Source organism: Stenotrophomonas sp., assembly GCF_035634915.1.
Classification (GTDB): Bacteria; Pseudomonadota; Gammaproteobacteria; order Xanthomonadales; family Xanthomonadaceae; genus Stenotrophomonas.
Window position 1 is genome coordinate 400879 of record NZ_DASQCB010000005.1, and the last position, 9193, is coordinate 410071.

The window sequence follows — 9193 nt, forward strand, 5'->3', positions numbered from 1 at the left end:
ATTCTGCGCCTTTCCGGGGAGCCGCGCGCGGCGCACGCTGTGGATTCCTTTCCCCCCTGGACCGCTGCCATGCGCGCCATTGCCTACACCCACGCCGGCCTGCCGATCGATGACCCGCAGTCCCTGATCGATATCGACCTGGACCTGCCCCAGCCCGGCCCGCGCGACCTGCGGGTGGCAGTGCGCGCGGTGGCGGTGAACCCGGTCGATACCAAGGTCCGCCGCAATGCCGCCACCGAGGGCCCGCGCGTGCTGGGCTGGGATGCGGTGGGCGTGGTCGATGCGGTAGGCAGCGAAGTGACCCTGTTCCAGCCCGGCGACGCGGTCTACTACGCCGGTGTGATCGACCGCCCGGGCAGTAATGCCGAATACCAGCTGGTGGACGAGCGCAGCGTCGGCCGCAAGCCGGCCAGCCTCGACGATGCCGCCGCCGCGGCTCTGCCGCTGACCGCGATCACCGCCTGGGAACTGCTGTTCGACCGCCTGCGCATCGCCGAGGGCGGTGGTGAGGGCCAGACCCTGCTGGTGATCGGCGCGGCCGGCGGGGTCGGCTCGATCCTGGTGCAGCTGGCACGCACGCTGACCAAGCTGACCGTGATCGGCACCGCCTCGCGCCCGGACACGCAGGATTGGGTCTATGCGATGGGCGCGCACCACGTGATCGACCACAGCCTGCCCCTCACCGAAGGCCTGGCCCGGCTGGGCATCCCGCAGGTCGAGCACGTGGCCAGCCTGACCCACACCGACCAGCACTACGCGCAGATCGTGGAAGTGCTGGCGCCGCAGGGTCAGCTGGGCCTGATCGACGACCCCGGCCAGCTGGACGTGATGGCGCTGAAGCGCAAGGCGCTGTCGCTGCACTGGGAACTGATGTTCACCCGCCCGCTGTTCAAGACCGCCGACATGCAGCGCCAGCATGACCTGCTGAACCGCGTGGCCGAGCTGATCGATGCCGGTGTGCTGCAGACGACGCTGGGCGAGCACTTCGGGCGCATCAATGCCGCCAACCTGCGGCGCGCGCACGCGCTGCTGGAAAGCCATCGCGCCAAGGGCAAGATCGTGCTGGAAGGCTGGTAAGGATCCACGCCAACGGCTGAGCCCCTCGTGGCTGGTCGCGGAATGCAAAACCCTGCGCTTGGTCGGGCGGGTGGGTTGCGCGGGGGACGCCGTGAATCCGTCCATGGAGGCTTGTCAGCCGCATCCATGCGGCCGACACCCCCGCGCAACCCACCCGCCCGACCTCTGACAATTTCCATGCGCGTCCAGCCACGGAAAAGAAAAAAGAAGAGCAGAAGCCGGTCGCTTCGCTCGTGTGTCGACCAAGGTCGACACCTACCAGAGCAGGTCCCGTGCCGACCAACGGTCGGCACCCACCAAGGCCGTACGCCGTTCCGACAGATCGCGGGAAACTGTCGAAGGCGGGGTGGGTCCGGTTGAGGGGGTGTGAGCGGCATGGATGCCGCGACCAAGCCCCCATGGATGGGTTTACGGCGTCCCCCTCAACCGGACCCACCCCGCCATCCCACGGATAGCCAGCTTCTGAAGTTGACGTTGACGTTGATTGCAGCACGTGCAGGGCTGCAAGCCCTGCAAACAAACCAAACCCTCAGGCAACCCCGTTGTCGACGTGCGCCGCAAACCCCGGCTGCCGCCGCAACCGTTCGAACCACGCATCTACATTGGCCAGTACCGGCTTCCCGCCCGGCGTGCTGCGCCAGCGCTGCGTCGACAGCCCCAGCACGATGTCAGCCAGAGTGAAGTCATCGCCGGCCACGTACACGTGGCGCGCCAGCTGCGCATCCAGCATCGCCATCAGCCGGTTCCACTGCATCAGACTTGCTTCTGCCCGTGCGTCGTCCGGGTAATCCGCATGCCCGCGCACGCGCGCCATGAACACGTGGCGCCACGCCGTGTTCAGATCGGTGGCCTGCCAGTCCATCCACTGTTCCACCCGTGCCCGCGCCTGCGCCTCGGCCGGCAACAGGTTGTGGCGCCCGGCGCGCGCGGCCAGGTAGCGGCAGATGCTGTTGGATTCCCACAGTACGAAGTCGCCCTCGCGCAGCACCGGCACCTGTGCGTTCGGGTTCAGCCCACGCAGCAGGTCCGCATCGGGGGCGGCGTGGTGCTGCACCGCCAGGTCCAGCCCGGTGCACAGCCACAGCACCTTGCGCACGTTGATCGAGGTCGGCTTCCCGTACAGTTCGAGCATGGTCAGACGCAGCGTTTGAGACGGGGCCAGCCTACACTGGTGGCATGCAAACCGAATTCCTGCTCATCGGCGGCCTCCTGCTGGCCGTCCTCGTCCTGCAGCTGGTCGCCCTGCTGCGCCGCCCGCCCCATGACCGCCTGGAACAGGCGGTGCGCGAAGAGGCGCGGGCCGGCCGCAGCGAACTGCGCGAACAGCTCGACGGGTTTGCCCGCGCGCTGACCGACCTGTCCACCCGCACCGACCAGCGCCTGGACCTGCTGCGCGAAGCGCTTGGCGAAGATGCGCGCAAGGCACGTGCTGAAGCGGCCGAGAGCCAGCAGCGCAGCGGTGCATTGATGGGCCAGCGCCTGCAGGAACTGCGCGCGCAGCTGGAAGTGTTCGGCCAGCAGCAGGAGGCGCGCATCCACGCCTTCGGCCAGCAGCTGCAGGAACTGACCACGCGCACCGACACCCAGCTGGGCGCGCTGCGCCAGACCCTGGTGGACGATGCGCGCAAGGGCCGCGAGGAAGGGGCGCAGTCGCAGCAGCGCCTGACCGAAAGCCTGGGCCTGCGCCTGCAGGAACTGACCCAGCGCAACGAGCAGCGCATCGCTGAAATGCGCGCCACGCTGGAAGAACAGCTGCGCGCGCTGCAGACCGACAACGCGCAGAAGCTGGAACAGATGCGCGTGACGGTGGATGAGAAGCTGCAGACCACGCTGGAAACGCGCCTGGGCCAGTCGTTCAAGCTGGTCTCCGAGCGCCTGGAACAGGTGCAGCGCGGGCTGGGCGAGATGCAGCAGCTGGCCACCGGCGTGGGCGACCTCAAGCGCGTGCTGACCAACGTCAAGACGCGCGGCAGCTGGGGCGAAGTGCAGCTGGAGAACATCCTGGAGCAGACCCTGATCCAGGAGCAGTACGCGCGCGGCGTGAAGGTGCGCCCGGACAGCGGCGAGATGGTCGACATCGCCGTGCGCCTGCCCGGCCGAGGCGATGATGCGCCGGTCTGGCTGCCGATCGATTCCAAGTTCCCGCGCGAGGACTACGAACGCCTGCTGGATGCGCAGGAGCAGGGCGACGCCGAACTGGTCCGCATCCAGGGTGCGCAGCTGGAGCGTGCGGTGAAGGTGCAGGCCAAATCGATCTGCGACAAATACATCGTGCCGCCACACACCACCGATTTCGCGGTGATGTTCCTGCCCACCGAGGGCCTGTACGCCGAAGTCATCCGCCGCCCCGGACTGGTTGATCTGCTGCAGCGCGACCATCGCGTGGTGGTGGCCGGCCCGACCACCATCACCGCCCTGCTCAACAGCCTGCAGATGGGCTTCCGCACGCTGGCCATCGAGAAACGTTCCAGCGAAGTGTGGAGCCTGCTGGGCGCGGTGAAGAGCGAGTTCGGCAAGTTCGCCGGCATTCTCGAGAAAGCCGAGAAGCAGATCACCACGGTCGGCCGCAGCATCGGCGCGGCCAGCCGCAAGACGCGCACCATCGAGCGCCGCCTGCGTGGCGTAGAGACCCTTGCCAACGAACAGGTGCAGCAGCTGCTGGGCGATCTGGGCGAGGCCGAGGAAGAGGGCGGCGAGGATGAGGCCAGCGAGGGCGAAGAGGCCTGAGTGCGCTGACACACCACCTGCACCACGCCATGCGTATGCTGGCGGCCTCGATCACCGCCTGCAGGTCCGACCATGCGCATTCGCTTCCTTGCCAGCCTGGCCCTGGCCGTCCTGTTGGCGGCCTGCAGCAGCACGCCGCCGGCCGCCGATGCGGCCGCACAACCGGCCGCACCTGACACACCGGAAGCCACCGAGGCCTACCAGGAAGCGCGCGACGTGGATTGCCGCGCCGCCGGCGGCACCCTGCAGCCACTGGGTCGGCTGCAGCGCGTGCAGTGCGTGATTCCCTATGCCGATGCCGGCAAGACCTGCAGCAGCAAGCGCGACTGCAGTGGCCAGTGCCTGGCGTCGGGCGAAACCGAGGCGGGCGCGGTGGCCACCGGTACCTGCCAGCGCGATGCCAGCCAGAACTTCGGCTGCCGCCAGCGCATCGAAGACGGCAAGGCACAGGGCACGATCTGCGTGGATTGAACGCACCTGACGCATACGCGCAGCGCTATGCTGGTGGACCTTTCCACGGCATAGCCGGAGCCCCCGCGTGAGCACCCCGATCCAGGACATTTCCCTCACCACCATCGACGGCCAGCCGTCCACCCTGGGCGATTACCAGGGCAAGGTCTTGCTGGTGGTGAACGTCGCCTCCAAGTGCGGCCTGACCGCGCAGTACGAAGGCCTGCAGGCGTTGTACGCGGACAAGCAGGCACAGGGCCTGGAAGTGCTGGGTTTCCCGGCCAACAACTTCCTCGGCCAGGAGCCGGGCAGCGAAGCGGAAATCCAGCAGTTCTGCCAGCTGACCTACGACGTGACCTTCCCGATGTTCGCCAAGATCAGCGTGGCCGGTGAGGACACCCATCCGCTGTACCAGCAGCTGACCGCGGCCCAGCCGCAGGCGATCGGCGAAGGCCCGCTGCGCGAGCGCCTGGCCAGCAAGGACATCCCGATCCACGCTGCACCGGCGGTGCTGTGGAACTTCGAGAAGTTCCTGGTCGGCCGCGACGGCAAGGTCATCGCCCGTTTCGCCCCCGACGTGGCACCGGACGATGCACGCCTGCGTGAAGCGATCGACGCCGCCCTGGCCGCCTGACGCAATCAGGGTCGGATCCCTTTCCCCCGGAAAGGGCTCCGACCCCCGGCAGCAGTCAAGAAAAAACCCCGCCAAGGCGGGGTTTTTCATGCACCGACCGCAGCGGTCAGTTGCTCCAGTTCGGCATCGGCATGGCATCGACCGGGATCGGCGAATTCGCGTCGTCACTGCCACGCTCGCGCTTGCCGCGCAGGTCGTTCTCGATCTGGTAGTTGCGACGCTGCAGCCAGGCATCACGCACCAGTGCGTACTCATCCACGGCCGAGCTGCGCAGGTCGTCCACCGCCATCAGCTGCGCGCGGGTATCGACCAGCTGCAGGCCCTGCAGGCCGATGCGGATCTTGTCTTCCTCGATGGTGCGGATCGGTGACAACGGCATGTCGCCGGCCAGGCCGAACACATCGCGCACGGTGCGCGGGCCGAAGAACGGCAGTTCGACGTAACGCGAACGGCGCCAGCCCCAGGCACCCAGGGTCTGCCCGAAGTCCTCGCGGCGGTTGGGCACCATTGCCTTGCTGGCCGGGTCGAACAGGCCACCGACACCCAGCGTCGAGTTCATCAGGAAGCGGCCGAAGGTATCCCATGCATCATCGGGGCGCCCCTGCAGCAGCTGGTTGACGATGGTCACCGGCGACTTGAGGTTGTTGAAGAAGTTGCTCACACCGGTACGTGCGAAACGCGGCACGACATGGGTGTAGGCCGTGGCCAGCGGGCGCGCGATGACGTTGTCCACGCCCACGTTGAAGCGGTGCACGCGGCGGTTCAGCGGCTCCCACGGGTCATAGGCGGCGGTGGTGGCGGCCGTGCCGGTGGTGCCGTACAGCGCGTCGAAGTCGTCATCGCCACCGGGCGCAGCCGCGGCGGCCGCAGTTGCGGCATCGCTTGCGGTGGCGTCGGCTGGCGGTGGCGTGGTCGCTGCCGGCGTGTCGTCCACGACGGCGGTCGGTGCCGCTGCAACCGCACCGGTGTCGGCAGCGGATGCATCGGCGGGGGTGCTGGCCGGAACCACGGTGTCGGCCACCGGCGCATCGCTGCGCGCGGGCTTGCCGGCACAGGCGCTCAGCGCCAGGGCCAGGATCATCAGGGGAATGGCGCGTACGACGTTCATGTCAGCTCGCAGCAGAAGGTGCATTGAAATCCAGATCGGGCGACAGCCGGTAGGCCGCGCTCAGTTCGTTGAAGCCAGCCGGCGTGCCGGAGATCGCCAGCGGATGGCCCTGCGCGCGTGCACGCGCAGCCAGTTCAGCCAGCAGGGCCAGGCCGGCGCTGTCCACGCGCTCGACCTCGCCCAGTTCCAGCCGTGCCAGCTGTGCCGGCAGAGCCTGCAGCTGCGGCCAGAGCGCAATCACGGCAGCGCGGTCGAGCACCCCGCGCAGGCGCAGGGTGTCGCCTTCCAGCAGCGCCAGTGGCTTACTTGCCATTGCCGGCCGGCCCGGCCTGCATGCTGCCGCTGCGCAGTTCGCTGGCCACCTGCTTGATGCCCTTCTGGCGCAGCGGGGCATCGAACTGGTTGCGGAAGGTCTGCACGTAGGAGATGCCTTCGATGTTGACGTCGAAGATCTTCCACTGGCCGTTGACGTTGCGCATCCAGTACTCGACCGGGGTCGGCTCGTTGCCGGCACGCACCAGTTCGGTGGCCACGCGCACGCCGCGGTTGCCCGGCAGCGGGCTCTCGCCCTTCAGGCGGAAGCTCGGCTTGCCCTGGATGTTCAGCAGGGTCGAGCCGTAGCGCTGCATCAGGCTGTCGGCCATCGCATCGGCGAACAGCTTGATGTCGGCGTCGGAGGCGCCGCGGGCGTGCGTGCCCAGCACCAGGCGCGCGGCATAGTCGCGGTCGAAGGTGCGGGTCAGTTCGCTGTCGATGTAGCTGCGCAGGCTGGCCGGGTTGCTGGTGAACTCAGCGCGGCGCTGCTGCAGGGTCGACATGATGCGGCTGCTGGCGTCGATCACCACCTTGCCGGCCTGGCCCTGCGGGGCGGCGGCAGCGGCGGGCGCGGACTGCGCCTGGGCCAGGAACGGAGAAGCCAGCAGCAGCGAGGAGGCCAGCAGGGCCGGGATCAGTTTCATCTTCATGGTTGCGGTTCCGTTGCAGGCGACTGCTCGCCATCGTTGGGTTTCTGGCCGGCGCCACCGGCGCTGCCACTGAACATGTACTTGCCGACCAGCTGCAGCAGGTCCACCGCCGGCTGGGTGAAGACGATCTCTTCGCCGGGCTTGAGCACCTCCGGATCACCACCGGGCTGCAGACCGATATAGCTCTCGCCGAGCAAACCGCTGGTGAAGATGCCGGCGGAGGTATCGGCCGGCAGGTCCTTGACCTTGCTGTCCATGCGCAGGGTCACGATCGAGTCGAACTTGACCGGGTCCAGTTCGATCGAGGCGACCTGGCCGACGGTGACGCCGCCGATCCTCACCGGCGCCTGCTTGCGCAGCTGGCCGACCTGGGAGAAGCGCGCCTTCAGCTCGTAGCCCTGGCTGCCCCAGCTCCAGCGCTGGTTGGTCGAGGCCACGGCCAGCACCAGCAGCGACGCCAGGGCCAGCAGCAGAAATGCGCCGACGGAGAATTCGAGTCTGGGACCGCGTATGGCCATGTGGATTACCTGATCGAGTCGTGGTGGCCGCGCGCCCTGCGCACCGCCGGAGGAGGGGTTAGGTGAACAACATTGCCGACAGCACGAAGTTGAACATCAGCACCAGCAGCGAGGCGTTGACCACCGCACGGGTGGTGGCCACCGAGGTGCCTTCGATGGTCGGCTCGGCGTGGAAGCCGACGTAGGAGGCGACCAGCGCGGCGGTGCCGCCGAAGATCGCCGATTTCAGCATCGCCACGCCGAAGTCATCCCAGAAGTCGACGCTGTTGCGCAGCGCCGACCAGAACACGCCATTGTCCAGGCCGAGCACGTGCACCGCTTCGAAGTAACTGGCCGTGATGGCCAGCGAACAGAAGATGCCGGTCAGCAGAGGCACGGTCAGCACCGCCGCCCAGAAGCGCGGTGCCACGGCCTTGGCCACCGGGTCGATGGCCATCAGCTCCAGCGCCTTGATCTGGTCGGTGGCGCGCATCAGGCCCAGTTCGGCAGCGATCGAGCTGCCGGCGCGGCCAATGAACAGCAGCGCGGTCAGCACCGGCGCCAGTTCGCGGTACAGCGACAGGCCGAGCAGGGTCGAGAGCGCGTCGGCCGCACCGAAGGTGGTCAGCGTGCGGTAGCCCTGCAGGGTCAGCACCAGCCCGACGAAGGCGCCACCGACGGCGATGATCGGCAGCGAACGCGCACCGATCTTGTAGATCTCGCGGGTCAGCTCGGCGAGGAAATCACGCGTGGGCAGCGAACCGCGCAGCACGGTCAGCGAGAACAGGCCGGCGCGGCCCAGCGAACGGGTGGCTTGCACGAACGGCATCAGGCAACCCTCGCGCGCGGCGCGGCATCGAACGGAATGGGGCCATCGGGCTGGCCGTGCAGGAACTGCCGCAGCAGCGGGTCCTGGCTGGACTGCAGCGCTTCGGGCGTGCCCTGGAACACGATGCCGCCATTGGCAATGGCGATCACCTGGTCGCAGATCGGCAGGGTCTCGTGCACGTGGTGGCTGACGATGATGCTGGTCAGGCCCAGGCTGTGGTTGAGGCGCTGGATCAGGCTCATGATGACGCCCGAGGCGATCGGGTCCAGCCCGGTCAGCGGCTCGTCGTAGATCATCAGCGGCGGGTCCAGCGCCAGCGCGCGGGCCAGTGCCACGCGGCGCGCCATGCCGCCGGACAGCTCGCGCGGCCACGCATCGGCGGCGGCCAGCAGGCCCACCGCGTGCAGCTTCATCTGCACCAGCCGGCGCAGCACCGGCGCCGGCAGGCGGGTATGGGTGCGCAGGGGCAGGGCGACGTTCTCGGCCACGGTCAGGTCGGTCAGCAGGCCATTGCCCTGCAGCAGCACGCCCACGCTCTTGCGCATCTCCAGCAGCGCACCGCTGTCCTGCGGGATCGGCTTGCCGAACAGGGTGACCTCGCCCGCCACCGGACGCAGTTCGCCGGTCAGTGCCGCCAGCAGCGTCGACTTGCCGCTGCCGGACGGGCCCAGCACGGCGGTGATGCTGCCTTGCGGAACCTGCAGGGAAACGTCGCGCAGGATCGTGCGTCCGCTCCGGTCGATGCGGACGTTGGATAACTGCACCAGACTGGAGGCGGAAGCCGACATGGGCACCATTAACGTTTTTTAGACATCGAAGGGTGGGGTCAGCCGGCTGAACATAAGCAGACTGGACGGTGCAGTATTGTGGCACGTTGCAGCCGTTGGCAGGCCGGGATAATTGCCG

The 9193-nt window shown here is 68.1% G+C and carries 11 protein-coding genes; 4 read left to right on the plus strand and 7 right to left on the minus strand.

Annotated elements, in window-relative coordinates:
* The first annotated feature begins 69 nt into the window (after positions 1–69).
* A complete protein-coding gene (locus tag VER16_RS05915) occupies positions 70–1077 on the plus strand; it encodes a zinc-binding alcohol dehydrogenase family protein (RefSeq protein WP_324806221.1) in 1008 nt (335 codons plus the stop codon).
* Between the two features lie 529 nt (positions 1078–1606).
* Here the strand turns inward: VER16_RS05915 and VER16_RS05920 are convergent.
* Positions 1607–2209 carry a glutathione S-transferase family protein gene (locus VER16_RS05920; protein ID WP_324806223.1) on the minus strand — a complete coding sequence of 201 codons (603 nt, stop codon included), beginning with the start codon at positions 2207–2209 and terminating at the stop codon, positions 1607–1609.
* 44 nt (positions 2210–2253) lie between these two features.
* On the opposite strand from VER16_RS05920, the gene rmuC reads away from it, so the two are divergent.
* The 3 genes from rmuC to VER16_RS05935 all read left to right on the plus strand — a co-directional run bounded on the left by rmuC (position 2254) and on the right by VER16_RS05935 (position 4888).
* Complete coding sequence (rmuC, locus tag VER16_RS05925; protein ID WP_324806225.1) at positions 2254–3804, plus strand: DNA recombination protein RmuC; 1551 nt, start codon at positions 2254–2256, stop codon at positions 3802–3804.
* A gap of 72 nt (positions 3805–3876) precedes the next feature.
* Complete coding sequence (locus VER16_RS05930; protein WP_324806227.1) at positions 3877–4275, plus strand: hypothetical protein; 399 nt, start codon at positions 3877–3879, stop codon at positions 4273–4275.
* Between the two features lie 67 nt (positions 4276–4342).
* On the plus strand, positions 4343–4888 hold the full coding sequence (locus VER16_RS05935; protein WP_324806228.1) for a glutathione peroxidase: 546 nt from the start codon (positions 4343–4345) through the stop codon (positions 4886–4888).
* Between the two features lie 106 nt (positions 4889–4994).
* Here VER16_RS05935 and VER16_RS05940 read toward each other — a convergent pair whose 3' ends face one another.
* From VER16_RS05940 to VER16_RS05965, 6 genes are read right to left on the minus strand one after another with little or no spacing between them, the layout of a single operon-like run.
* The gene (locus tag VER16_RS05940; protein ID WP_324806230.1) at positions 4995–5996 is read right to left on the minus strand and encodes a VacJ family lipoprotein; all 1002 of its coding nucleotides are present in this window, start codon (positions 5994–5996) and stop codon (positions 4995–4997) included.
* 1 nt (position 5997) lies between these two features.
* Positions 5998–6309 (minus strand): STAS domain-containing protein, encoded by a 312-nt coding sequence (locus VER16_RS05945; RefSeq protein WP_324806232.1) that lies wholly within the window; start codon positions 6307–6309, stop codon positions 5998–6000.
* The gene (locus VER16_RS05950) at positions 6299–6961 is read right to left on the minus strand and encodes an MlaC/ttg2D family ABC transporter substrate-binding protein (RefSeq protein WP_108766894.1); all 663 of its coding nucleotides are present in this window, start codon (positions 6959–6961) and stop codon (positions 6299–6301) included. The genes VER16_RS05945 and VER16_RS05950 overlap by 11 nt, the downstream gene beginning before the upstream one ends.
* Positions 6958–7479 (minus strand): outer membrane lipid asymmetry maintenance protein MlaD, encoded by a 522-nt coding sequence (gene mlaD, locus VER16_RS05955; protein WP_324806235.1) that lies wholly within the window; start codon positions 7477–7479, stop codon positions 6958–6960. Before mlaD ends, VER16_RS05950 begins: the two co-directional genes overlap by 4 nt.
* A 58-nt stretch (positions 7480–7537) precedes the next feature.
* Entirely contained in the window at positions 7538–8287 is a 750-nt protein-coding gene (locus VER16_RS05960; RefSeq protein WP_324806238.1) for an MlaE family lipid ABC transporter permease subunit, read from the minus strand.
* Positions 8287–9075, minus strand: a complete 789-nt coding sequence (locus tag VER16_RS05965; protein WP_324806239.1) for an ABC transporter ATP-binding protein — start codon at positions 9073–9075, stop codon at positions 8287–8289. The genes VER16_RS05960 and VER16_RS05965 overlap by 1 nt, the downstream gene beginning before the upstream one ends.
* Positions 9076–9193: the final 118 nt, after the last annotated feature.

Excerpts from the sequence above, each read along its gene's own strand:
- VER16_RS05915 (WP_324806221.1), top strand. The coding sequence starts at position 70 with ATGCGCGCCATTGCCTACACCCACGCCGGCCTGCCGATCGATGACCCG.
- VER16_RS05920 (WP_324806223.1), bottom strand. The coding sequence starts at position 2,209 with ATGCTCGAACTGTACGGGAAGCCGACCTCGATCAACGTGCGCAAGGTG.
- rmuC (WP_324806225.1), top strand. The coding sequence starts at position 2,254 with ATGCAAACCGAATTCCTGCTCATCGGCGGCCTCCTGCTGGCCGTCCTC.
- VER16_RS05930 (WP_324806227.1), top strand. The coding sequence starts at position 3,877 with ATGCGCATTCGCTTCCTTGCCAGCCTGGCCCTGGCCGTCCTGTTGGCG.
- VER16_RS05940 (WP_324806230.1), bottom strand. The coding sequence starts at position 5,996 with ATGAACGTCGTACGCGCCATTCCCCTGATGATCCTGGCCCTGGCGCTG.
- VER16_RS05945 (WP_324806232.1), bottom strand. The coding sequence starts at position 6,309 with ATGGCAAGTAAGCCACTGGCGCTGCTGGAAGGCGACACCCTGCGCCTG.
- VER16_RS05950 (WP_108766894.1), bottom strand. The coding sequence starts at position 6,961 with ATGAAGATGAAACTGATCCCGGCCCTGCTGGCCTCCTCGCTGCTGCTG.
- mlaD (WP_324806235.1), bottom strand. The coding sequence starts at position 7,479 with ATGGCCATACGCGGTCCCAGACTCGAATTCTCCGTCGGCGCATTTCTG.
- VER16_RS05960 (WP_324806238.1), bottom strand. The coding sequence starts at position 8,287 with ATGCCGTTCGTGCAAGCCACCCGTTCGCTGGGCCGCGCCGGCCTGTTC.
- VER16_RS05965 (WP_324806239.1), bottom strand. The coding sequence starts at position 9,075 with ATGTCGGCTTCCGCCTCCAGTCTGGTGCAGTTATCCAACGTCCGCATC.